This window comes from Rhodothermales bacterium (assembly GCA_040221055.1).
GTDB lineage: Bacteria > Bacteroidota > Rhodothermia > Rhodothermales > UBA10348 > 1-14-0-65-60-17.
Genome location: JAVJVN010000009.1, coordinates 418068 through 440344 on the forward strand (window position 1 = coordinate 418068; position 22277 = coordinate 440344).

The following is a 22277-nucleotide window of genomic DNA, read 5'->3' on the forward strand; positions in this document are numbered from 1 at the left end:
TGAGTGAACGCCCGGAGAACCGGGTGTGAATACGGCATCTTTTCCTCTTATATCAATATAATACAAGGGTTTGACACCCCCTGAAATGCTGAAACCCGTCCTGCGGCCTGCCGTAGTGACGCGCGACATGAATCCCTGCAACCACCTGGCATTTGCCATGACCAAGCGATCCCTCATGCACGTCACCCTGACAGTGGCTGCCCTGATTGTCGCAACAGGCCTCACGCTCCGAGCGGACCTGTTCGCCGACCAGGAGGCCATGTTTGACGAAAGCTGGGCGGCTCTGCTGGCCGATACCCGCTCGACCCGGCAACTCAGTCCGTGGGAAGAAGCCCTGTACGATCCGAAGCGGCTCATGCCCTTGCCAACAACCCAGATCGACTCGGAAACCCTGTGGCTCGCCCGGGCCATCTACTCGGAATCGAAACGCCCCGAAGAACAGGCCCTCATTGCCTGGGTCATCCGGAACCGGGTCGAAACCGGATACCGTGGCAAGCGCACGTTCCAGTCGGTGGTGCTTGACCCCTGGCAATTCAGCGCCTTCCTGGAAGACGCGCCGAAACGGGATTTCTACTCCAGCCTCACGCCCGAACAACGGTACAAGGGCTGGCGAACGGCACTGGCCATAGCCCATGCGGTCCGGCATGCTGAAGATGACCACCGTCCGTTCTCACCCAGGACCCGTCACTTCTACAGCGAACGCTCCCTCAACGGATCGCGCCCTCCGGCGTGGGCCGATGGACGCATTCCGCTGGACGTGGATCCGATCGTCCCGATCGATGATCGGCGTTTCCGCTTCTTCGAAGACGTATCCTAGTCCTAGAACGATACGCCCACGCGAAGCATGACGGTGTTCAGGCGTTGGACATCGCCTGAGCTGAACGATACGCCCCGGATATTCACTTCCTCCTTCATGAATCGGGAGATGCCGACCGCGTAGCGGAATTCCGGTGTCAACTTGATACCGCCCAGATCCAACGCCAGGCCGATGCCGACATTGCCGGCCACCGATACGTCGTTGAGCGCATCCTCGTAGTCACTGTCGTCCGTGGACGCCCAGGAAAAAACGGGACCCGCCATCACGTACGGACGGATGACGGGCGTCGCCGTCAGGTTGAACCGCACGTCAACGGGAATGTCGATCATGGTGGCGCTGAAGGCATCGCTTATCCCGCCGAAGGACACATCCACCTCCCCGATGTCCCTGTAGAACAGACCGAGTCGCAGGCCGGCCGGCCCGAGGCCCAGATCGTAGAATACACCCACGTGGTAGCCGGTGGCGTTGTCAAACGTGGCATTGGCGCTGCTGGTCTCGATGTCGTCCACGCTTTCAAAGTTCAGTCCGGCGGCTACGCCCAACTGTGCCCGGGCCGGTAACGCAAGGACAACGGCGGCCACCAACAGGACGAAGACGGAAGCCACTGAAAGGTGCGGGAAGGTTCTGGAAGTCATGGAATCGGCCTCAGATGATGTGTGCAACCTGCCTCTCTTACGTGAGTTTTGTCTTCTCGTTCTGTCCTGCCCTGTTTTACAATTTCCAGTCGCCCGGCATGAAAATCGGAATCACCTGCTATCCCGTCTACGGAGGTAGCGGCGTCGTCGCCACGGAACTCGGCATTGCACTCGCTGCACGCGGTCATTCCATCCACTTCATTGCCTATGCCATGCCGTTCAGGCTGGGCCACATCCAGGAGAACATCACCTTCCACGAGGTGAATGTGCATGCCTATCCCCTGTTTGAATATCCTCCCTACACGCTGAACCTGACGTCCAAGCTGGTGGACGTGGCCATGCATGAGGATCTGGATATCCTTCACATGCACTACGCCATTCCCCACGCCACCAGTGCGGTACTGGCCCGACAGATCCTGGCTGGATCCGGACGTCCCGTTCCCGTCGTGACCACCCTGCACGGGACCGACATCACCATCGTGGGACAGGATCCCTCCTTCGCACCGGTCGTGAATTGGTCCATCAATGAATCGGACGGGGTAACGGCCGTTTCGGAGTATCTGAAACGGGAAACCTACAAGAGTTGCCAGGTCCGCGCCGACATCCAGGTCATTCCCAACTTTATCGATACCCGCCGTTTCAAGCCGCTCAAGAAGGATCATTTCAAGCAGGCTGTCTGTCCGAACGGCGAGAAGCTGCTGGTGCACGTATCGAATTTCCGGCCGGTGAAGCGGGCCACCGAGGTGGTCGAGGTATTCCACCGCCTGCGGTCCGAGGGATACGCGGCCAAGTTGCTGCTGGTCGGCGACGGTCCGGATCGGGCAGCAGCCGAGCACAAGGCACGGGAATTGGAAGTGATCGACGATGTCCGTTTCCTCGGCAAACAGGAACCCGTCGAGGAAATCCTGTCCATTGCCGACATCTTCCTCATGCCTTCCGGCTCGGAAACCTTTGGTCTGGCCGCGTTGGAAGCCATGGCCTGCGGGGTCCCGGTCATTGCGTCGAACATCGGGGGGCTGCCGGAATTGGTAGTGGACGGCGTCACCGGCTTCCTCCGTCCCATGGGCGATATCGAGGCGTACACGGCCTGCGCCCGTCAACTGCTGGACGATCCCGATCTGCTTGCAACCATGTCCGAGGCGGCACGTCGCCGCGCGGTCGACGAATTCGACATCGACCGGATCATCCCGATGTATGAGGCGCACTACGAGCAGGTCATTGCCCGGGTCGCCTCCTCCGCCGCATGAAGCACCTCATCTCCCGGAAGAAGGCCGTCTATCCAGTATCGGATTTCCTGCGGTCGTATCTCGGTCGCTACGGCCGCATCTGGGAGGACAGCATCCGCTATTCGGATCTGCAGCGGTTCACCAACGCCATCCCGGTCTATGACGAAGTGGGCTCGGACACCCTCTGGTCGACGGTCCTGTTTCCGGACGCGGAACGAAAGGACATCCATGAGTCGCTGCTGCACGCCTATACCATCCTGAAAGCCGACGGTGACACGTCCATCATCAAGTACCTGTTCGTCGAACGGGTGGACATGTGCAATCACGGCAACACCCTGCCCTTCCGGGTACGCGTGGTGAATCGCATCAATGAGAACTTCGACTACTTCTATGTCAAAAGGATCGATGCGAATCGCGTCTACGGTCTCGAACTCGAGCACATCCTGTCGCCGAATCGGTTGAACTACTTCATCCACGGGGAGACCATCGTGGAAGAGCACATTGTCGGGATTCCGGCCGATACGTTCCTGGATGAAAACATCCAGATCTCCGATTTCGATCGGGTGCGCCTGGCGAAGGAGTTCGTGAAGTTCAATGAGCGCTGTTTCGTGTCGCTGCTCGGAGACATGCATACCGGAAATTTCGTGGTCGAATTGACACGGGACTTCGAGAAATGGCACTTCCGTATCCACCCCATTGACTTCGACCAGCAGAGCCATCACTGGCGCAAGGAGGTGTATCTCCCTCAGTTCTTCCCCCAGAATCGGCCCTTCGTGGATTTGACCGTGCACGCCCTGGCACCGGAGAACGTGTTCCAGTACCAAAAGGAAGAACGCAGCCTGATTGCCAATCGCGTCCGCGTTTCACACGGCCGGTTCGATGCCCTCATGGAAGTCATGCAGGAGGACATCATTTCCAGTGATGATCACGTTCACCGGCTCGGCGATCAATTGGCCGACCACTACGGCAGCAACGCGTTCCGGGGATGCCACACGATGGGGCAATTGGTCCGCCATTCCATCATGCAGCTGGTCGAAGGGCGTCAGCCCGCAACGGCTCCGTTGAGGAACTGATTGGTGGCCAGTTCGCGGCCGATGGTCGTTTCCGGACCGTGCCCCGATAGTACACGGACCTCTTCCCCGAGCGGAACGAGTTGCTGGAAGATGGACTGCATGAGCGTGGGCAACGATCCCCGCCACAGGTCGGTCCGGCCTATGGATCCGGCGAAAAGGACATCCCCGCTCAACACGAAGGCGTCATCCGGAGCGTGGAAAGAAACCGAGCCCGGCGAATGGCCCGGCGTATGCAATACATTCCACGTGGAGGCCCCCACCGTGAGCGGCTCGCCCGGCATCAGGAACCGGGTCGGCTCGGGCGGCGGTTCCAATTCCACACCGAACATGGCCGCCTGCGTCTGGGCTTCCTTCAACAGCGGTGCATCGTCCGCGTGCACCAGCAGTTCGGCGCCGAAGTGCCGGCACACGGCGGCACATCCGAAAATGTGGTCAATATGGGCGTGCGTAAGCAAGACCTGCTTGAGCGGGCGACCCGTATCCTCGATGGCGCGGATGAAATGGTCGATTTCCGACCCGGACTGACACGATGGGTCGACCACGACCACCTCCTGCTCATCCGAAACGATGTAGCAGTTGGTCTGGAACGGATTGAACGTAAAGGTGCGTACAGTCATCTATCTTGTGGCTTCCGCAACACACGCTCCCGGCATGAAACTGTTTCACCGCATGACGCTCCGCATGCTGCCCGCGCCGTTCCTGGCGTGGCTCCTGGTGCTGCTGTTCCTGCTGGTCATGCAGTTCCTCATCAAGTACCTGCCCCAGCTGGTCGGCAAGGGGCTGCCGTTCCTGGTGGTCGTCGAACTGATCATGTACAACGTGGGCTACATGCTTGTGCTGGCCATCCCGATGGCCGCCCTCATTGCCACGCTCATGACCTTCGGGCGACTGGCGGAGTCCAATGCTTGGGCCGTCATCAAGGGATCCGGGGTGTCGTTTCCCCAGCTGGTCTGGCCCGTGTGGCTGGTAGGGGCCCTGCTGGCCGGCGGGATGTGGTATTTCAATACGGAAGTCCACCCGGAGTCCAATTTCCGGGCATTCAACCTGTGGCAGGACATCCGTCTGGCCAAACCCGGATTCGATCTCAAGGCCGGAGTGATGTACGACGGCCTGGAAGACTACCGGATCCTGGTCCGGGACATCCCCGAAGACGAACCGAACACGCTCCACGACGTGTACATCTTCGACTATTCGTCCGGCGCACGCCTCCGGACGGACATTTCGGCCACCCGGGGCAATCTGGAAACGCTGCACGGAGGACGGACCCTCCAGCTGACGTTGTACGACGGGGAAGTCCACCGGCGTATTCCCCCGGAACGCTACGAGCGGATGTCCTTCACGCGCCACGTCATCCGCATCCCGTTGGATGACCTGGATTTCGAGCGCAACGATCCGGGCACCGGCAACCGGACCGACCGAACCATGCGGGCGGCCGACATGCGGGTCCTGGTGGACAGCCTGCGCCATACGGCCGCTGTCAGGAAAGAGGAGCTCGGCGTGCTGCTGGGCACGCTCGGAACGGGCGCGGCGAGCCGGACCGAGTGGGTGCGATCGTCCGGCGAAGGGCTGCGATCGCTCGTAGAGCAGAACCGTGAAAGCACCCGTCCCGAAACCCCGGCCGAACAGCGTGAACTGGCCCGCATGACGGCCCGCGCGCACCGTGCCAGTACGGACGCCGCCCGGCGGACCGTCGAAATCGCTCTCATACGAGCGGACCGTTATGCGGTGGAAATCCACAAGAAGTATTCCATGGCCGTGGCTTGCCTGCTCTTCATGATGTTGGGTGCACCGTTGGGCCTCGCCATCCGACGAGGTGGGCTGGGCATGTCGGCGGTTGTTGCGATGACCATTTTCCTGATCCACTGGGTATCCCTGGCGAACGGCGAGAAATTTGCCGACCGGGGCCATATCGATCCGTGGTTGGGCATGTGGGCGGCGGACATCATCACGGGGCTGTTTGCCCTGGCGGTCACCGTGCACGTCTGGCGGGACATGCGCGCCACCCGAATGCGCAGAACCGCAACCACCGTGCATCCACCGACCAAATGAGCGGTATTCTCTACATCATCCCCACGCCCATCGGCAACATGGACGACATGACCGTCCGGGCCATCAACACCATGCGGGACGTCGCCCTTCTGGCGTGCGAGGATACACGCACGACGGGCAATCTGTGCAGCCGATTCGACATCCACACGGCCCGCACGAGCTACCATGCCCACAATGAGCACGGAAAAACGACACATCTCGTGGAACGGATGCTCGGCGGTGACTCCATCGGACTGGTATCCGATGCCGGAACGCCGGGGATTTCCGATCCGGGCTACCTGTTGGTCCGGGCGGCCATCGATGCCGGCATCGAAGTAATCGCGCTCCCGGGTCCGACGGCCTTCGTGCCCGCCCTGGCCGCTTCCGGCTTTCCCTCCGACCGGTTCGTGTACGAGGGTTTCCTGCCGCCCAAGAAGGGCCGTCGGACCCGGCTCGAGCAGCTTGCCGAGGAAGACCGGACCGTCGTCCTGTACGAATCGCCCCACCGGATCGGCAAGCTGCTCGCCCAGCTCGTCGACGCCTTCGGTCCCGACCGCCACGCCGTCGTCAGCCGCGAGATCTCCAAGAAGTTCGAGACCCACCATCGCGGGACCGTCGCCGAGCTGAGCGCGTGGGCAGCCAATGAGAAGGTCCGCGGCGAGTTGGTCGTGGTCATCGCCTCCCGGAAAACGTCGGAGCGGTTGCACGCGGCCATGGAAGATGACGATGACGAGAACTGAACTTGGTGCCTGAACCAAACGCGCGAAGCCTGCGTTCATCGCCTTCCTGCTGCCCCCCTACATCCTCAAGCCCGCCAATGAACTGGAAACGTACTGACCGACTGGTTGCCGGCCTCGTATTCCTGTACGCCTTCGTCCTGTATATCCTGACCGTGGCTCCCGCCACGTCGTTCTGGGATTCGGGCGAGTTCATTGCCATTGCCAACCGGCTGCAGGTCTCGCACCCGCCAGGTGCGCCGTTCTACATGCTCGTAGGACGTTTTTTCTCGATGTTTGTGCCAACGGAGTTCGTTGCCCTGTCGGTGAACCTGGTATCGGTCCTGTCCAGTGCACTGACGGTCATGTTGCTCCACCTGATTGTGGTCCGCCTGGTCCGGGAATGGCAGGGACACCCCTCGACGTGGGCCAGGGTGGATCGGATTGGAGCGTTGGCCGGTGGCGTCATCGCAGCAACCACGTTCGCCGTCACCGATTCCTTCTGGTTCAACGCCGTCGAAGCCGAAGTCTATGCCATGTCCATGCTGTTCACGGCATTGGTGGTCTGGCTGGTGCTCAAGTGGCGCGAAGAAGCCGCCCTTGAGGAAGAGCGTCTGTCCGGTGGCCAACATCGGTTCGGCCTGGCCACCAACCGGTACCTCATCCTGATTGCCTACCTGTTCGGCCTGGCCATCGGCGTGCACCTGTTGAACCTGCTGGCCGTGTTCTTCATCGCACTGATTGTTTATTATTTCGAGTTCGAACGGCCCGAATGGACCCCGAAACAGCAATTCCTGGGCCTGCTGGCGACCGGATTCGTATCGGTCGTGATCTTCCTGGTCATCTACCCCGGCGTGGTCCAGGTGCTGCCGGGTCTGGCCGGCGCATCGGGCGTACCCGTGTTCTTCGCCATTGCCGTCATCGCGACGGTGGCCTTCGGCGTCTGGTGGTCCCATGCCAAAGGCATGCAGGCACTCAACCTGGTCATGTTGTGCATGACCATGGTGCTCATAGGGTACTCCACCTATTCCCTGATTTTCATCCGGAGCGCCGCCGATCCGCCGATCGACGAGAACGATCCCGAGACGGTGGAAGCCATCATTTCGTACCTGAAGCGGGAGCAGTACGGCAATACCCCCATCCTCAAGGGAAACACGTACGACAACCAACTGGGGCGCATAGACACGCGACCGGGAAGCGAGACCTGGTTTCCGCGTCGGTACAGCCAGGACCCGAACCACGTCCGCATATACAGCCAGTACCAGTCGGACAGCGAGTTCTTCTGGAAGTACCAGGTCGGGCACATGTATGTCCGGTATTTCCTGTGGAATTTCGTCGGAAAGGCGAACGACACGCAGGACGCTCCTGCCATCACAGGCCTCTCGGACCGCGAGGACGAACGCTATTTCTACCAGACACCCAGTGAACGGGCCAGCCGGAACGTGTACTTCGGGCTTCCCCTCCTGCTGGGTCTCATAGGTATGGCCTTCCATTTCATGCGGGACCGGCGCCGGGCCTTCGCCGTCGGCATCCTGTTCTTCGTGTCGGGCATCGGAATCATCCTGTATCTGAACCAGACGCCGTTCCAGCCTCGTGAGCGGGACTATTCCTACGTCGCCAGTTTCTTCGCCTTCGCCATCTGGGTGGGGCTCGGCGCGACCGGAATCATCCGCCTGATGAACGATGCCCTTGCAGGGCGATTCAATGAGCAGGCGCAGGCCGTTTTCTCATGGGCAGGTGCCATCGTGCTGTTCCTGGCCGTCCCGGGATGGATGGCACTGGAGAACTACGATGACCACGACCGCAGTGGCCGTTACGTGGCGGGCGATTATGCCTACAACATGCTCATGAGCGTGGACGACAATGCCGTCCTGTTCACGAACGGAGACAACGACACCTTCCCGCTCTGGTATGCCCAGGAAGTGGAAGGCGTGCGCCAGGATGTGCGCGTAGCGAACCTGTCGCTCCTCAACACGCCGTGGTACGTGCGTCAGCTCAAGAACCAGTACTCTCGCACGTCCGAGCCGCTTCCCATAAGCATGCCGGACGCGGCCATTGACGACCTGACCATTGAAGCCTGGCGACCGCGTGAACTCGAATTGCCCGTGGACCGGGACCGCCTGTTGGCCGGACTGAACGAAGCGTCAGGGTTCGTGCCCATGGGCGACTCGGCCGAAATCGAGTCACCCATGCGTTGGATGCTTGAAGGGAGACCCTATGACCAGGAGATCAACCTGTTGTACGGGGCCGACCAGGTCGCGCTGAACATGATCATGACGAACGCCCAGCAGGATTGGAAACGTCCCATCTACTTCGCCGTGACCGTTGCACCGGACGGACAGTTGGACCTGCAGGACTATTTCCAGCTGGAGGGACAGGCCTACCGCATTGTCCCCATCAAGCACGACCAGTTGTACGGCCGCGTCGTACCGGGCATTTCGGACGAAAGATTGCGCCAATTCCGGTTCCGTGGACTGAACGATCCGGACGTGTATTTCGACGAGAACATCCGCAGGATGGTCGATAATTACCGCAATATCTTCTCGACCACGGCGTCCCAGATGGCAGATGCCGGGCTGATTGAAGAAGGGATCGAGTTGCTGGACTGGTTCATGGAACAGGTGCCGTTCGAGACCATCCCGGGCGATGAGACATCGTTCATTTTCCTGGCCCAGGCTTACCGGGATCTTGGCGACGCGGAGAAAGCAAATGCCATCCTGAAGAAGGCCGAACCGCTCATCCTGCATCGGTTCACGAACAGTGACAATCTGGACACGCGCGGCATCCAACGGCTGGGACGTTTCATCGACATCATGCGGACCAGCTACATGACCTCAGGGGATTTCGAATCGGCGGCGCGGTTGACGAATGCCATTGCAGACGCCATCGGCGACTCGACCTACCGTCAGACTCCGGAAGAACTCCGACGCCTGTACGAGAACCGATAAAACTCGCCTAGAAGGCTGTTGCTGCTCAGCGCAACTTGGTAAACGTGCGCGTCTGGACGGCCGGACCGTCGGCCCCATGGGTACCGACGCGGACGATGTAAGCACCCGGTGCCAGATCGCGGGTACCGGCCAACAACCGGGCACCTGATCCATCGCCCTGATCAACCGCACGGGACCAGACCATGCGGCCCTGGATGTCGTGGATGCTCACGTCGAACGTCGTTCCGGGCAAGGCCTCCACGCGGAGCGAGAGGTCGCTGTCCAGAAGCGGGTTGGGCCACACGGATTGCAGGGACCATGCATGGCCCGGTACGGCATCACGCCCATCCACATGAGTGCCGGACATTTCACTGGACGCCTGCATTGCCGTGAAAATGAAATCGCCGAAGTTGGAAAAGTCACCATTTGCCGCATTGGCGGCCGCATAGAAGGTGACCTCGCCGGTCCCGGATGCCGGCGCTTCCCACGGCACGGTCCACTCGAATTCGCCGGTCGCATTGGCCGCGGGATCGTGCGTCACATGATGCGTGCTGCCCAAGGCCAGCTGAATGCCTGGCCCGGACACGTCGAACGTACCCACAGGTTGGTTCGCGCCGTCCAGGGCGGTGATCTCGAATCCGAACCGGCTGGCACCGGCGCGTTGGGCGCGCACGACCAGGTCGACCGTGCTTCCTGGTACGTAGTTCGCCGGAGCCACGATGACCAGGGATCCGGACGCATCGTTCACGGGATTGCCCGTGTGACAGGCAGCACACGTCTGTTCGTTCGGTGCACCCGTCGAGAACGCCGGCGCACCGGTCCGGTACGCCCGGGCTCCAACCAGGAGCATGGGAACGACCACCAACAAGAATCTGAACATGGGTTTCATGAGGTCAGTTTTCCTTTATCTCGAACGGCGTCGTACGACCATTCAAGGTCAACGTGTAGGCACCCGGGGGGTATGTGCCCTCCAGGGTCAGGTAGAAGCGATAGGGCCGCAGGACGGCGGCACAAACCGAACCCACCGGCCGGCGCATCTGGAGCGTGATGTCCAGGAACCGGCCACTGCGCTGCTGCGAGACATCGTGGAGCTCGGAGCACGCATCGGGAAAGGCTCCCTTGACCAGGATTTCCACCTGGACGCCGGCGTCCGCGGCGGCATCACCGGCCGTACGCGATGGACCGGGTCGAACGGAAATGGATTCGTAGGATGCCGGAAAGTACCGGTACTCCACGTCCGCCACGGGCGGATTGATGGCAATGGTGGTCCGCCCGTCATCCGTCGTGCCCTCCAACCGATGCCCGAACCGGTCCTCCGGCAAGGGCTCGTTCCGGGAGAACGAGATGCAGGAGGCGAGGCTCACGGCAATCAGGAGAAGGGACCAACGCATCACGACGCATCCTCCTTCAGCATCTGGACATCTTCCACCTGGCCGTCGTCCACGACCTGTTCGCGCGGTGCATCGCCCCACAATCGATCGAGGGCGTAATATTCCCGCTTGGCCGGAAGGAAAATATTGACGACGAGATCCACGTAGTCCATGAGGACCCACTGATGATGATCCGTCCCCTCCACGTGCCAAGGCCGCTCATCGGCCTCCTCCTTGATCTTCACCCGGATGGCTTCGGTGATGGCACGGACCTGGAGATCCGAGTCGGCGGTGGCCAGGATGAAGATATCCGCCATGCCACTGACTTCATGCACATCCAGGATGAGGATGTCCCGTCCCTTCTTGTCCAGGATGGCTTCGACGGCCAATCGGGAAATCCGTCGTACCGAAGCGGACGTCTGCCGCCTTTTATCCGGTCCATCCACCGGGACCGGATCCGCAATGGTCTGTTTCTGCGATTTCTTTGTTTTCTGCGTTGTACTGCTCAGGGCGTTACCTCTGTGATGATCCAGTTCCGGATGAATAGGGGGTCAGTTCCGCGTAATCCAGCCCGATGACAACCATGACATCGAGAAAATAGTCCGGTCGGATTTCCTGCACAATGCGGGATTCCGGAACTCCGAGAGCCAAGGCAACTTGCCGCGCGGCCTCCAAGTTTCCTGCGCGATCCACGATCATGGTCTCGGCGACGTCCATCCGCGTATAATTGTCCACCCCGACGACGTCGAAACCCAGCGCCACGAAATGGTCGCGGAACTGCTTCGCGACGCCCTCCTCTCCACATCCGTTGAACACTTCCACCTGGATGTAGTCCCCGGATTGCCGACCGGAATCATCCAATCTCCGGGGATCGGGACGCTCGACGGTGACGCGCGCATACAGGGCATATACCAGGATGGCCGCTACCACGGCCGCCACCACCAGTCCCGTGTTCAGGAGGAAATTACGGCCGTCTGCCACTATTTCAGGCCGTCATTCCAGAAGAGATTCGTCCGGTGCGTGTCATATCCCATGGCCGAGTCGCGATAACCGTAAGGATTCATGTACGAGCCATAGGGGCTCTGCCGGACCTGGAGGTTCAACCGCATGTTTTCCCGCGGACGGAATTCGATTTCGGCATTCTTCAGAAAGATCTGTCCGTTCTGTCCACCCGTCTGACTGAAGGCACTGGAGGCGTTGGTTTGCCCGTAGGTCATGGCCATGTCCACGCGTGCGGCGAGTTTGCTGTTGAATTGCCACATCATGGTATTCGTATACATGCCCAGCGTGGAACCCCCGCCGAACGAACTGGCCGTCATTTCCAACGAATGGGACATCCGGAAGTGCTCTGGCGTGAAGAAGCGGTTCAGGGACAACCCCGAGCTGCCGGTGTCATACAAGCGCACAGCCGTCGAAGAGGTCGTATTGGTGCCTCGGAGTTGCGCCTGGACGGGCACAGCGAGACCCAGCATGAGGATCAGGCAGAGGGCAGTCAGCAATCGTCGCATGGTGTTCTTCCGGGGTTGTCAGCTTTCGTATAATATCATCAACGTACCTGAGGAGCCAAATGTTTTGTTGCGTACCGGAATTCCAGGGGGAAAAATAAGGGTATCATGATCGTTCTGGGAATTGAAACGTCGTGCGATGACACCGCGGCCGCTGTCGTGGACGGGGGGCGGTTGCGGTCGTCCGTCGTGGCGTCGCAACTGGACCATGAGGCGTTCGGGGGTGTCGTGCCCGAACTGGCCTCCCGGGCCCATGAACGCGTGTTGCTCCCCACCATCCAGCGTGCCCTGGACGAGGCCGGTATCCAGCGGACCGACCTGGACGGCATTGCCGTGACCCAGGGACCCGGACTCATCGGATCGCTCATTGTGGGCGTCAGCCTGGCCAAGACACTCGCGCTTGGACTGGATATCCCGGTCGTGGGCGTTCATCACCTGGATGGTCATATTGAATCCCTGTTCCTGGGAGATGCGACGCCTGCGTTTCCCCTGCTCGTCCTCATCGTTTCCGGCGGTCACACACAGTTGGTTCATATGACGTCCGCGGTAGAGCGGTCGCTCATGGGCCGCACGCGGGACGATGCCGCCGGAGAGGCCTTCGACAAGGTGGCCAAGATGATCGGCCTCGGATGGCCGGGCGGACCCGTCATCGATCGCCTGGCCCAAGGGGGCCACCCAGCCCACCATCATTTCACCCGCACCCGGCTTCCCGGATTCGACTTTTCATTCTCGGGGATCAAGACCGGCGTCCTGTATCATTTGAATGACATGGATGTGGAGGCCCGGAAGACCTATCTGGAGGACCACACGGCGGACCTGTGTGCATCGTTCCAGGAAGCGGTCGTCGACATGCTGGTGGAACCATTGGAGCGGGCCATGGTCGCAACAGGCACGACCCGCGTCGGACTGGTTGGCGGCGTATCGGCCAACCGACGTCTTCGGGAACGGATTTCCGGACTCGTTGAGGCGCACGGCGGTACCTTCCATGTACCGGATTTCCGGTTCTGCATGGACAACGCGGCCATGATTGCCTTGTCCGGTTGGAAACGACTGGAGGCCGGCCATGCGTCCACGCTGGATCTGGTGGCCCATCCCTCCCTCCCCTTCGCGTAATCCGCCATGCCCCCTGAATCCCGCCCGATGACACGCGAAGAACTCGTCCGCAAACTGGATGCCCTGTTCCGGGAGATGCCGTCCGACGCGGACCTCGCCGATTGGCGGGGGCGCATAGACACCGTCGACGAACTGGTCCTGGCACTCCTGAACATCCGATCCGTCAGCGCGAACGAGATCGGTCGGCTGAAGAAAGAACGCAACATTCCGGTCTACGTCCCGAAACGGGAGGAGGAAGTACTCAATCACGTCATGTCGGTCAATCCGGGTCCCCTGCCGGATACCGCCATCCGGCGCTTGTTCGAGCGGATCATAGATGAGACCCGGTCATTGGAACGACGGAATTACCAGGAGGAAGAGTGACGGTGGGACGGATGGTGAAGGCAGGACGGAAAACATACATGGTCTTGGCCGCGCTCTTCGTGGCCGGACTGGCCGGACTCGGCCTCGCTGCCCATCTGTTCTGGTGGTCCGCAACCCCGGAATTCGAGGATGCGCGCGCCGTCAAACTGCCGCCGGGCAGTTCCGTGGAGGTGGTCGCGGACAGCCTGGTATCGGCTGGTATCCTGGCCAAGCGGACCGGCTTCGTATGGTTGGCCGGGCTGACCGGCTGGGGGGATCAGATCAAGGCCGGGCATTATCTCTTCGATGCCGGCGCCTCCAATGTGGACCTGCTCCTGACCTTGCGACAGGGCCTTCAGAGCCCCATCCGGATCCGCGTGCCCGGAGGAACACGGCGGGAGCGCCTTATCCGCGGTATGGCGCGCGACATGGCCTTCACGGAAGCCGAACTGGACGCCGTGCTGTCCGACAGTGCCTTCGCGGCTACCCTCGGGACCGACACGACCCATCTGTGGGCCTGGATGGTACCGGACTCGTACGATTTCTATTGGCTGACCGATCCGGAAGACGTGGTGCGACGGATAAAGAGCCATGCCGACCGCTCCGTTTCGGCGGCCATCGATACGCTCGGAGCGTTGCCCCGCGGGTATACCCCGGACGAAATCATCCGTCTGGCGGGCATCATTGAATGGGAGACCAGCCACGTCGCGGAGAAGCGTACCATTTCCGGGGTGTACCACAACCGGCTCCGCGATCGCTGGCGACTGGACGCCGACCCGACGGTCCAGTACGCTGTCATGCTGCAGGAAGGCGACAAGCGTCGGCTGTTCTTCCGGGATTACCGCATTGACCATCCGTACAATACCTACCGGCGCGGCGGACTTCCACCCGGACCCATTACGAATCCTTCGTTGACCTCCATCGAGGCCGCCATGACGCCCGAGTCACACGGATACTACTTCTTCGTAGCCCGGGGCGACGGAACGCATATCTTTTCCCGCACCCTGGCCGAACATCGCCGGCGTGCCAACGAGTACTACCGCATCATGCGGGAGCGACGGGCCGAACAGGCCCGCCAGAACGCGGACTCGGCCGCGACGGAATAAGTTCTGCACGGCGCCGTAAACCATTCGGCGCTCGCCTGTGTCTTGGGATGCGTACACCGATTGCCCCATGCCGGAAACCACGATTCCCGACATCCCTCCTGACCGTTTCCGGTCCGTGGTCACAGACCACCAGCGCACGATCTATTTCGTGTGTCGGGATCTGACCGGCAATCACCATGACGCAGAAGACCTTGCCCAGGACGTATTCGTGAAAGCCTACCATGCCCTGCATACCCTGAACGGCCCGCTTGACAACAAGCCGCTCGTGTCGGGCTGGCTCCGTCGCATTGCCGTGAACACGTACCTGAACGACCGTCGGGCCAAGAAGCGGACACACGTCAGCGTATTTCCTGAAGAAGCGGACGCCTCCCGTCCCGATGCGTTCGGAACTGCCCCGTCGCAGACGGACACGATGGCCGACGCATCCATCGTGCAGTCCCGTATAGCGCGCGGACTCGGGGTATTGACGGAACGGGAACGGGCCGCCTTCACACTGCGGCATTTCCACGGGTTGCCGGTCCAGGAGACCGCCGCATCGCTCAACGTGGCCCCGGGTACCGTCAAGAGTCTCTTGCACAGGGCCGTCCGGAAACTGCAGGTCGAGTTGTCCCACCTCAAGGAAGAACTGACATCATGACCCGTTCGGACAACCATCAACCTGCTCCGAAGATGTGCCGGGATTCCGACGCCATCCATCCCCTTCTGACAGAGGTCGCTCTCGGCACGGCCGGTGCGGCAACGGAGCAGCGCGTCCGTGAGCATGTCACCGCCTGCCCAACCTGCGCCAAGGAACTGGATGCCCGCCGTGAACTGCTGGCGCGCGTCGTACCCGATCGGAGCGAGCCTCCGGCTGCATTCTTCGACGACTTCGCCGATTCGGTCATGGCGCGGATTGCCAGCGACTCCACTCCGAGACCCCGGCTTCGGACCCTTCCGACCCTCCAATCACCCACACCGTCCAGGTCGCACCGACGGCCGCAGCCGGGCACGTTCACTCCCCGCGTTCTGGCGTGGAGCTTCCGGGCCGCTGCCGCCATCGTGCTGATTGTCTCCGGGATCTTCATTGGGCGGGCCGGGCAGCCGGGCGTGCCTTCGGCAGACGTTGCACCCGGCCCGCCCACAGGTCCCGACCCGACCGTCGCCAGCGCCATGGATGTCCTGGACCGGTCCCGCACGTTGCTTCTGGACATCATGAATACCGAGCAGGCACCCAACATGGACCTGCGACAGCGTGCGGCCGGCGAATTGGCCGTCCAGGCCGCTGAAATCCATGGGAGACTGGACGCGGGAGAGCAGGCCCGGTTGGCGGCCCTGCTGCAGGAACTGGAGTTGGTCCTGTTGCAGATGGCCCATGCCCGACCGGAGTCCGGATCCCAGGATGTAGCCATGATCCGGGAGGGCGTTGATCGGAACGGCCTCCTGTTCAAAATCGAACTCACGGCGCTCTAGGGCGTGATTTGCCGCGCCACCGAAATGAAGATGACCGAAATGAAGATGACTGAAATGAAGATGACCATGATGCGCTTGAACAACCAGACCACAGCCGCCCTGCTCGGCTTCCTTTTCCTTACGGCGCTCACCCACCCGTCCACGGCACAGACTGCCGGGGCGGACGCGGAAGCCCGCGCCTATGCCGCAGCGAATGCCCTCATCCTGGACGGCAAATGGAGCGATGCACGGCATCAGATGACCGCTTTCGTCAACCGGTACCCGGACTCCAACCGGGCCGATCACGCCGCCTTCTACAGCTGCTTTGCCGCCGAGAAAATGGACCCGGTATCGACCGAAGCCTTCGACTGTTTCGATCGCTTCCGTACGAGCCACGAGGGCAGCTCCTTCCGGGACGATGCGGAATCGGCTCTCATCCGGATTTCCAACCGCCTTGCCCAGGCCGGACGCCCCGAATACCGGGTCCGGACGGAGGATCTGCGGACCTCAGCCAATGAAGAAGTCGCCCTGACCGCCCTCTATGCGCTCCGCAACATGGGCGGAGACGATGCCCGGGACGCCGTCCTGTCCCTGTACGAGCGATCCGGATCCGAAGAGGTCCGCAAACGTGTGGTGTATGTCCTGGCCGAGTTCGACTCCGGGAACGTGGTCCCGACGCTCATCCGGATTGCCAAGGAGGATGCCTCGGCCGACGTCCGCAAGGCTGCGGTGTACGCCATCGGCCAGCAGTACCCGCGCGGAACGGAGGCCACCCGGACCGCCCTGTTGGATATCCTGGATACCAGCACGGACGTCGATGTCCGGAAAGCCGTGCTCTATGCGCTCGCAAACGAATCGGACGAGGCCAACCTTCCCATCCTGGAACGCGTGGCCCTGCGCGACGCGAATGAGGAGTTGGCCAAGGCCGCGACCTACGCCATCGCGAACATTGACGGTACCCGGTCGGCGACCGCCCTGACCCGCATCCTGGAAAACGCAACGCACCGGGACGTCAGGAAGGCCGCTCTGTATGCCATCGGCAATCTGGATGCGGCATCATCCATACCCACACTCGTGGATGTCGCATTGACGTCGGATGACCCCGAACTGGCCAAAGCCGCCACCTATGCCCTGGGCAACCAGGACGGCGCGGCAGCCGGCGAAGCACTGGCGCGGATCCTGGACAATGGCCGGACAACCGAGGTCCGGAAAGCCGCCCTGTACGCCATCGGCAACCAGGGCGAAGGCACGGTGGCACTCGGCACGCTGCGGCGTGTAGCAACGTCGGGGAACGATACCGAACTCCAGAAAGCAGCCGTCTATGCCATCGGCAACCTGGACGGTGAGGGCGCACGGGAAGCGCTCGAGGCTGTTTTCACCTCATCCACCGATGGCGATGTCCGCCGGGCCGCCCTGCATGCCATCGCCAACGGCGATCATGATGACGCCTCCGCGTTCCTGCTGGCCGTTGCCAACGGAGCGGACGCGGAACTGGCCAAGACCGCCGTGTACGCCCTGCAACAGACGAACCATTTCGATGTGTCGGCCGTCGTCCGCGTGCTGGAAACCACGCCGCACGACGATGTCCGCCGGGCCGCCATCCATTTGCTGGGCGAAGCGGAATCGGATGATGCCGTTGACGCACTCGTCACCATCATCCGCAGTGACGCACCCGCGCAGGTGCGCACCGCAGCGGTCCAGGCCCTCGGAAACATCGGCACCGACAAGGCCCGAGCCGTACTCATCGAGCTGCTGGGCGAGAATTGACGCCCGCGACCCGGTTGGTCGCACCGCTTCCCGCTCCGCCCTCCCCCTCTTTCCTGCAATAAACGCGTGCCTTCACGCCCCGACATCCATGGAACGAACACGAACCGTCCTCGCCATCCTCGTCCTGACGGGCTTTGTCATCACGGCCGCCATGCCCTTCCTGGGCATCCGCCCGGCAGATCTGTTGACCCGCAGCGTTGACCTCGTTGAGCGTGCCCCCGCACCCGTGGTTCTTGCCGGCCTCGATATCCACGCCAATGACCCTGAACTGGCCAAGGCAGCCGTCTATGCGCTGGCCAATTCCCTCGACGCCGAGTCGATCTCCATGATGTTTCCGCTTATCGATGAACCGCTGCCCCTTGAAGTCCGGAAAGCCGTCCTGTATGCCGTCGCAAACCATGACGGGGCCGACGTGGTGTCGTTCCTCCGGGGCGTAGCTTCGGGAGATGCGGAAACCGAGCTCAGGAAGGCCGCCGTGTACGCCATCGGGAATTCCGACCATGCGGATGCCGTGCCGGCATTGGTCGCCGTCATGGGCTCCGATGCGCCGAATGACGTCCGAAAGGCCGCCGTGCATGCCCTGGGCAACCAGGATTCGGACGTCGCCCGAAAAGCATTGGTGGACCTGATCGGAAACCTGCAATGAAGGATCCAATCACATTCTTGCTGGCCGTCCTCACCTGTGTGGTGACAATCGGGGGTTTGTCCCCGCAGGCGGCGGCCCAGCAATCCCGCATGGTGGCCGCATCCGGACCGTTGGACTCCGCCCCCGATGGATGGTTGGCCTGGGCTCCCGCCTGGTCCGCGAAGTCAGGCAGCGTGACGTGGTGGAGCAAGGATGAAACGCTGACCTTCGCCGAACAACTGGCCGCTTCGGGCATCCGGACGTCCACGGCGGATCCGGATGCGCCCGTATTCCTGCTGAAGCTGGACCAGGGTCGGGTCACCCACGCGTATGTGACGCGGATGGACTCGGGTATCCAGGTCCGGGACGGAGCCCTCCGTTGGTTCGTGGATGTCCCGGAGGCCGAGAGTGCCGCGTTCCTGCAGTCCGCGTGGGAATCCGGGGGCGAATCGACCCTCCTGTACATGCTCGGACACCACCCGGACGTGCCCGGAATCGAGGCTTTCCTGACGCGGACGGCCGATGCCGACATCGACATCGATCACCGGAAGTCCGCGTTGTACGGACTGGGTGCGTTGGGTACACCCTCCGCCCACCGGACCCTGTTGGCGTTCATCCGCGCGGCCCGCGGAACCTGAGGCCCAGGGCGTGTGAACACGTCCTACTTCTTCGCGTCCCTGATGTCGTCGCTGAGTTTGCGGGCAATATCCCGGGCCGCATCGCTGGCCATGCTCTCCAGGACCAGGGCCAGCTCGTCGACCGTGAGTTCGGACAAGGCAATGGCGTTGCCCGTCCGGGCCAATGTGCGCGACGTGGAGCCCTCCGTGAACGGATAGTCCTGTTTGACGGTCCGACGCCAGATGACCTCGCCCGTCCTGTTGTCCATGAGTACCGGCTTGGCTTCGAGCCGGTACTCGAGACGCTGGTCGTAATTCGAACCCGAATAAATGCCGTGCTTCTCGATGTTTACCTCCAGGACGTAATCGGCCGCGTTGGCATCCCCGGTGCCCACCACATTCAGATAGCGGATGGCTTCATCCTTCATCCCGTCGGCCACCATGGCCGATACGTCCACCAATACAGCCGCACTGTCCAGTTTGGCCTGGGCATCGGCAGCGGTGAACGCTTCCGCAACTTCCGAAGCGACTTCGGCAACGGCGGCAAGGGTGCGCATGAGCCGGTTCCCTCTTCGAGGCGCATCTTCGTCGTCGGCCGGGTCGTCGGTGAAAATCTCAGGCCGTGGAGCCAACGGGGCCGTCACCGCCATGGTTTTACCTTCGTAATCGTGTTCCGCGAGTTTGTTGACGCCGGAGCACCCGGAGGTTGCGAACGCAATGGCCACGATGGTGAACAGGACCGGGGATGTGGATGGGATTCGGGGGATCATGGCAGGATCAGGGTGTTCGGGTTATCGGTGACAAGGTAGAGGTTGGGACGTGGGGATGGTATCTTCCGGAACCGGTCCGGCTCTTGTCGCGACGGAATCGATTGTATCCCCATCATCCGGCTCTTTCATGCGTTTCTCGACTCCCACCTTCCTTCTTCTTCCATTGATCTTCTGCCTGCTGGTGGTGACGGGGTGTGACAGTTCATCCGACGACGGCCTTGTGTGCAACCTGGAGGCGGGCCCGATAACGACCGGTGCCACGGCCACCGTGGAGTATTCCGTGACGTTCTCCGGCGATGTCGACCTCGAATCCGTGACGTACACGGCCGATGCCGGCGCACAGTCGGTCACGAATGCGACCAGTCCGTGGAACCTGACCCGGACCGTTCCGGCCGGCACGACGGTGGCGCTGTCAGGCGACGCCCGGGTGCGGAATGGCACCGCCAACATCTCCATGGTCGTCACGGAAGTATCGGGTGGAGGTACGTTCACGGTCTCGGATTCCGACTCCTGCTCCCAGACGGGTAGCTGAGCCGGTCAAACGCTCCGATTGGCCCGTTCAGAATCCGAAGGTGAAGCCGATGGCGACGCGGTCCCGGGTGATTTCTTCCCGGACATCCGGCGCACCGGTCACGTCCGCATACGGGGCGAACTGGTCATCCCACATGGATCGGGTCCACGAGAGCGAGGCCGAGACCTGCTCGGTGAACGCAAAGCCCAGGCCAGCGGAAACGAACTGACGACCGCGGTCCACCAGGTTCGCCGCTGCCAGCGGTGAATCGGCGTCCCGGGGATCCGGATAGCCGGCCCAACCGGCGCGCACGGACAGTTGGTTCATGACGTACTCGGCGCCGAGCCGGACATTCAGTACGGCGTCCAGGGCCCGCTGGATTTCCAGGTTCTCGTCCGCAAAGGAATACTCGCTGGCGTCCAATTCCAGTTGCGACCAGTCCACCCACTCGACGTCCCCCGTCAGGGTCAGTCCACCGCCTGTCCAGGCTCCGCCGATGGCCACCTTCCAGGGCGATGTGACCGTGTATTCGAATGTCCCGGACCCCGCTGTCTCGGTGAGTCCGTCACCGTACACGAAACGGTCCCCATTGTCGAACGAGACGTCAAGAAGGGTGCTGTATTCTTCATCCACGGACAGGTACGTCGGGGTTTCGACGGTCAGGCCGAACCGGGCACCGTCCGCGACCTTGGCCGAGAGACCGGCCCGCAGACTCACGCCAATCATGTCCGACGAGAAGGACTCCTCGAACGTCAGCCCGGAAAAGTCGGTGGTCCCGCCCAACCCGTCGTTGTCATTCTGGAAGTCGTCCTCCGAATGCGAACGGAAGTACGTGTAGGTGCCGAAGGGCAGGTTGAGCGATGCCCCCACCATGACATTCGGCGCCACCTCCACCGATCCGGCAAAGTTCAACTCGGACATCCGGCCTTTCTCTTCGACAAATCCATCCTGAAGCACCGTTCCCGCAGAAACAGCAGGAAGAAAGGGAACGGGATCGCCCGCATCCACCAGATCAGGCACCAGGTCGATACCGAATGTCTCGAAGGCAATGAACGACAGGTCCCGGGTGAAGGACGGGAATACCCCTTGGTCATCCGAGTCGAGTGTGAACTCACCGGGCAGCGGCATGAAGTAATCCGTCACGGAATTGGCGTTGTTCGTCCCCGAGTAGAACAGGCTCCGGGAGAAGGACTGGACCTGGTTGAAGCCGGCCCCGACGACGAGCGAGCCCCGGAGCGTCGGTACCCGGTAGGCATAGGCCAGGCTGGCAAGACCGGTCGACGACACGTCCGACTCCAGGAAGGACTCCGAACCGGGAGCCGTGAAGGCGGCCTCGTCCGTCGTGTTCTGATTCAGCAGATCAACAGAAAACCAGGAGCCTTTATTCCAGCCGAGACCGGCCGGATTGGTCGTGAAGGCGCCAACGTCCGAACGTCCCGCCGTTCCGGCACCTCCCATCCCGGCGGATGCCGTGGACAGCCCGGGAAGGCGTTGCATGAATCGGAGGGCATCGGTACCGTCCTGGGCCGTTGCGGGCGCGACAGCCGCAGCCATGAGGATCGCGCCGACCATCAGCGCCGCATAGGTGGAAAGCGTGGTTTTCCGGTTCATTTCAGGCTCAGTTTAATTTGTAACCTGGCAGGTTACATTTTGAAAAGGGCGTGCCAGGGCGTGTTCACACTACGCCCTGATGGAATCTGC

Annotated in this window: 24 protein-coding genes; 15 read left to right on the forward strand and 9 right to left on the reverse strand. The window is 61.7% G+C overall.

Annotated features, from left to right (window positions below):
• Positions 1 to 157 precede the first annotated feature (157 nt).
• The gene (locus RIE53_04410) at positions 158 to 817 is read left to right on the forward strand and encodes a cell wall hydrolase (GenBank protein MEQ9103918.1); all 660 of its coding nucleotides are present in this window, start codon (positions 158 to 160) and stop codon (positions 815 to 817) included.
• A 2-nt stretch (positions 818 to 819) separates the two neighbouring features.
• Here RIE53_04410 and RIE53_04415 read toward each other — a convergent pair whose 3' ends face one another.
• The gene (locus RIE53_04415) at positions 820 to 1452 is read right to left on the reverse strand and encodes an outer membrane beta-barrel protein (GenBank protein ID MEQ9103919.1); all 633 of its coding nucleotides are present in this window, start codon (positions 1450 to 1452) and stop codon (positions 820 to 822) included.
• A 98-nt stretch (positions 1453 to 1550) separates the two neighbouring features.
• On the opposite strand from RIE53_04415, the gene bshA reads away from it, so the two are divergent.
• Positions 1551 to 2699 carry an N-acetyl-alpha-D-glucosaminyl L-malate synthase BshA gene (gene bshA, locus RIE53_04420; protein MEQ9103920.1) on the forward strand — a complete coding sequence of 383 codons (1149 nt, stop codon included), beginning with the start codon at positions 1551 to 1553 and terminating at the stop codon, positions 2697 to 2699.
• Positions 2696 to 3751 carry a hypothetical protein gene (locus RIE53_04425; protein MEQ9103921.1) on the forward strand — a complete coding sequence of 352 codons (1056 nt, stop codon included), beginning with the start codon at positions 2696 to 2698 and terminating at the stop codon, positions 3749 to 3751. Before bshA ends, RIE53_04425 begins: the two co-directional genes overlap by 4 nt.
• Here the strand turns inward: RIE53_04425 and RIE53_04430 are convergent.
• On the reverse strand, positions 3721 to 4368 hold the full coding sequence (locus tag RIE53_04430) for an MBL fold metallo-hydrolase (protein ID MEQ9103922.1): 648 nt from the start codon (positions 4366 to 4368) through the stop codon (positions 3721 to 3723). The genes RIE53_04425 and RIE53_04430 overlap by 31 nt on opposite strands.
• A 34-nt stretch (positions 4369 to 4402) precedes the next feature.
• On the opposite strand from RIE53_04430, the gene RIE53_04435 reads away from it, so the two are divergent.
• From RIE53_04435 to RIE53_04445, 3 genes are all read left to right on the forward strand, one after another.
• The gene (locus RIE53_04435) at positions 4403 to 5800 is read left to right on the forward strand and encodes an LptF/LptG family permease (GenBank protein MEQ9103923.1); all 1398 of its coding nucleotides are present in this window, start codon (positions 4403 to 4405) and stop codon (positions 5798 to 5800) included.
• Positions 5797 to 6519 carry a 16S rRNA (cytidine(1402)-2'-O)-methyltransferase gene (gene rsmI / locus RIE53_04440; GenBank protein MEQ9103924.1) on the forward strand — a complete coding sequence of 241 codons (723 nt, stop codon included), beginning with the start codon at positions 5797 to 5799 and terminating at the stop codon, positions 6517 to 6519. Before RIE53_04435 ends, rsmI begins: the two co-directional genes overlap by 4 nt.
• A 77-nt stretch (positions 6520 to 6596) precedes the next feature.
• Positions 6597 to 9443, forward strand: coding sequence for a DUF2723 domain-containing protein (locus RIE53_04445; protein MEQ9103925.1), 2847 nt, complete (start codon positions 6597 to 6599; stop codon positions 9441 to 9443).
• Between the two features lie 25 nt (positions 9444 to 9468).
• Here RIE53_04445 and RIE53_04450 read toward each other — a convergent pair whose 3' ends face one another.
• The 5 genes from RIE53_04450 to RIE53_04470 all read right to left on the reverse strand — a co-directional run bounded on the left by RIE53_04450 (position 9469) and on the right by RIE53_04470 (position 12300).
• Positions 9469 to 10302, reverse strand: coding sequence for a choice-of-anchor V domain-containing protein (locus RIE53_04450; GenBank protein MEQ9103926.1), 834 nt, complete (start codon positions 10300 to 10302; stop codon positions 9469 to 9471).
• Positions 10303 to 10315: 13 nt separating this feature from the next.
• Positions 10316 to 10786 (reverse strand): hypothetical protein, encoded by a 471-nt coding sequence (locus tag RIE53_04455; GenBank protein ID MEQ9103927.1) that lies wholly within the window; start codon positions 10784 to 10786, stop codon positions 10316 to 10318.
• A gap of 26 nt (positions 10787 to 10812) precedes the next feature.
• Positions 10813 to 11181 (reverse strand): ribosome silencing factor, encoded by a 369-nt coding sequence (rsfS, locus tag RIE53_04460; protein MEQ9103928.1) that lies wholly within the window; start codon positions 11179 to 11181, stop codon positions 10813 to 10815.
• Between the two features lie 124 nt (positions 11182 to 11305).
• Positions 11306 to 11773: a LytR C-terminal domain-containing protein gene (locus RIE53_04465; GenBank protein ID MEQ9103929.1), complete on the reverse strand. Its 468-nt coding sequence runs from the start codon at positions 11771 to 11773 to the stop codon at positions 11306 to 11308.
• Positions 11773 to 12300, reverse strand: a complete 528-nt coding sequence (locus tag RIE53_04470; GenBank protein MEQ9103930.1) for a hypothetical protein — start codon at positions 12298 to 12300, stop codon at positions 11773 to 11775. The genes RIE53_04465 and RIE53_04470 overlap by 1 nt, the downstream gene beginning before the upstream one ends.
• Before the next feature lie 105 nt (positions 12301 to 12405).
• Between RIE53_04470 and tsaD the strand changes: the two genes are divergently transcribed.
• The 8 genes from tsaD (at position 12406) to RIE53_04510 (ending at position 19316) form a co-directional block, all read left to right on the forward strand.
• Positions 12406 to 13410 (forward strand): tRNA (adenosine(37)-N6)-threonylcarbamoyltransferase complex transferase subunit TsaD, encoded by a 1005-nt coding sequence (tsaD, locus tag RIE53_04475; protein ID MEQ9103931.1) that lies wholly within the window; start codon positions 12406 to 12408, stop codon positions 13408 to 13410.
• 6 nt (positions 13411 to 13416) lie between these two features.
• Positions 13417 to 13773, forward strand: a complete 357-nt coding sequence (locus RIE53_04480) for a chorismate mutase (GenBank protein MEQ9103932.1) — start codon at positions 13417 to 13419, stop codon at positions 13771 to 13773.
• A 38-nt stretch (positions 13774 to 13811) separates the two neighbouring features.
• Entirely contained in the window at positions 13812 to 14858 is a 1047-nt protein-coding gene (mltG, locus tag RIE53_04485; GenBank protein ID MEQ9103933.1) for an endolytic transglycosylase MltG, read from the forward strand.
• Between the two features lie 67 nt (positions 14859 to 14925).
• The gene (locus RIE53_04490) at positions 14926 to 15495 is read left to right on the forward strand and encodes a sigma-70 family RNA polymerase sigma factor (GenBank protein ID MEQ9103934.1); all 570 of its coding nucleotides are present in this window, start codon (positions 14926 to 14928) and stop codon (positions 15493 to 15495) included.
• Positions 15492 to 16307 carry a hypothetical protein gene (locus RIE53_04495; GenBank protein MEQ9103935.1) on the forward strand — a complete coding sequence of 272 codons (816 nt, stop codon included), beginning with the start codon at positions 15492 to 15494 and terminating at the stop codon, positions 16305 to 16307. The genes RIE53_04490 and RIE53_04495 overlap by 4 nt, the downstream gene beginning before the upstream one ends.
• Before the next feature lie 24 nt (positions 16308 to 16331).
• Positions 16332 to 18053: a HEAT repeat domain-containing protein gene (locus RIE53_04500; GenBank protein ID MEQ9103936.1), complete on the forward strand. Its 1722-nt coding sequence runs from the start codon at positions 16332 to 16334 to the stop codon at positions 18051 to 18053.
• An 88-nt stretch (positions 18054 to 18141) separates the two neighbouring features.
• On the forward strand, positions 18142 to 18699 hold the full coding sequence (locus RIE53_04505) for a HEAT repeat domain-containing protein (protein MEQ9103937.1): 558 nt from the start codon (positions 18142 to 18144) through the stop codon (positions 18697 to 18699).
• A gap of 17 nt (positions 18700 to 18716) precedes the next feature.
• Positions 18717 to 19316 carry a hypothetical protein gene (locus RIE53_04510; protein MEQ9103938.1) on the forward strand — a complete coding sequence of 200 codons (600 nt, stop codon included), beginning with the start codon at positions 18717 to 18719 and terminating at the stop codon, positions 19314 to 19316.
• A 23-nt stretch (positions 19317 to 19339) separates the two neighbouring features.
• On the opposite strand, the gene RIE53_04515 is transcribed toward RIE53_04510, so the two are convergent.
• Entirely contained in the window at positions 19340 to 20065 is a 726-nt protein-coding gene (locus RIE53_04515; GenBank protein ID MEQ9103939.1) for a hypothetical protein, read from the reverse strand.
• A gap of 127 nt (positions 20066 to 20192) precedes the next feature.
• Here RIE53_04515 and RIE53_04520 point away from each other — a divergent pair, with 127 nt between their 5' ends.
• Positions 20193 to 20597: a hypothetical protein gene (locus RIE53_04520; GenBank protein ID MEQ9103940.1), complete on the forward strand. Its 405-nt coding sequence runs from the start codon at positions 20193 to 20195 to the stop codon at positions 20595 to 20597.
• 27 nt (positions 20598 to 20624) lie between these two features.
• Here RIE53_04520 and RIE53_04525 read toward each other — a convergent pair whose 3' ends face one another.
• Complete coding sequence (locus RIE53_04525) at positions 20625 to 22187, reverse strand: outer membrane protein transport protein (GenBank protein MEQ9103941.1); 1563 nt, start codon at positions 22185 to 22187, stop codon at positions 20625 to 20627.
• Positions 22188 to 22277: the final 90 nt, after the last annotated feature.

What these genes read in the sequence shown, in the direction of transcription:
- RIE53_04410 (MEQ9103918.1), top strand. Translation starts at nt 158, where the DNA reads ATGACCAAGCGATCCCTCATGCACGTCACCCTGACAGTGGCTGCCCTG.
- RIE53_04415 (MEQ9103919.1), bottom strand. Translation starts at nt 1,452, where the DNA reads ATGACTTCCAGAACCTTCCCGCACCTTTCAGTGGCTTCCGTCTTCGTC.
- bshA (MEQ9103920.1), top strand. Translation starts at nt 1,551, where the DNA reads ATGAAAATCGGAATCACCTGCTATCCCGTCTACGGAGGTAGCGGCGTC.
- RIE53_04425 (MEQ9103921.1), top strand. Translation starts at nt 2,696, where the DNA reads ATGAAGCACCTCATCTCCCGGAAGAAGGCCGTCTATCCAGTATCGGAT.
- RIE53_04430 (MEQ9103922.1), bottom strand. Translation starts at nt 4,368, where the DNA reads ATGACTGTACGCACCTTTACGTTCAATCCGTTCCAGACCAACTGCTAC.
- RIE53_04435 (MEQ9103923.1), top strand. Translation starts at nt 4,403, where the DNA reads ATGAAACTGTTTCACCGCATGACGCTCCGCATGCTGCCCGCGCCGTTC.
- rsmI (MEQ9103924.1), top strand. Translation starts at nt 5,797, where the DNA reads ATGAGCGGTATTCTCTACATCATCCCCACGCCCATCGGCAACATGGAC.
- RIE53_04445 (MEQ9103925.1), top strand. Translation starts at nt 6,597, where the DNA reads ATGAACTGGAAACGTACTGACCGACTGGTTGCCGGCCTCGTATTCCTG.
- RIE53_04450 (MEQ9103926.1), bottom strand. Translation starts at nt 10,302, where the DNA reads ATGTTCAGATTCTTGTTGGTGGTCGTTCCCATGCTCCTGGTTGGAGCC.
- RIE53_04470 (MEQ9103930.1), bottom strand. Translation starts at nt 12,300, where the DNA reads ATGCGACGATTGCTGACTGCCCTCTGCCTGATCCTCATGCTGGGTCTC.
- tsaD (MEQ9103931.1), top strand. Translation starts at nt 12,406, where the DNA reads ATGATCGTTCTGGGAATTGAAACGTCGTGCGATGACACCGCGGCCGCT.
- RIE53_04480 (MEQ9103932.1), top strand. Translation starts at nt 13,417, where the DNA reads ATGCCCCCTGAATCCCGCCCGATGACACGCGAAGAACTCGTCCGCAAA.
- mltG (MEQ9103933.1), top strand. Translation starts at nt 13,812, where the DNA reads ATGGTCTTGGCCGCGCTCTTCGTGGCCGGACTGGCCGGACTCGGCCTC.
- RIE53_04490 (MEQ9103934.1), top strand. Translation starts at nt 14,926, where the DNA reads ATGCCGGAAACCACGATTCCCGACATCCCTCCTGACCGTTTCCGGTCC.
- RIE53_04495 (MEQ9103935.1), top strand. Translation starts at nt 15,492, where the DNA reads ATGACCCGTTCGGACAACCATCAACCTGCTCCGAAGATGTGCCGGGAT.
- RIE53_04500 (MEQ9103936.1), top strand. Translation starts at nt 16,332, where the DNA reads ATGAAGATGACCGAAATGAAGATGACTGAAATGAAGATGACCATGATG.
- RIE53_04505 (MEQ9103937.1), top strand. Translation starts at nt 18,142, where the DNA reads ATGGAACGAACACGAACCGTCCTCGCCATCCTCGTCCTGACGGGCTTT.
- RIE53_04515 (MEQ9103939.1), bottom strand. Translation starts at nt 20,065, where the DNA reads ATGATCCCCCGAATCCCATCCACATCCCCGGTCCTGTTCACCATCGTG.
- RIE53_04520 (MEQ9103940.1), top strand. Translation starts at nt 20,193, where the DNA reads ATGCGTTTCTCGACTCCCACCTTCCTTCTTCTTCCATTGATCTTCTGC.
- RIE53_04525 (MEQ9103941.1), bottom strand. Translation starts at nt 22,187, where the DNA reads ATGAACCGGAAAACCACGCTTTCCACCTATGCGGCGCTGATGGTCGGC.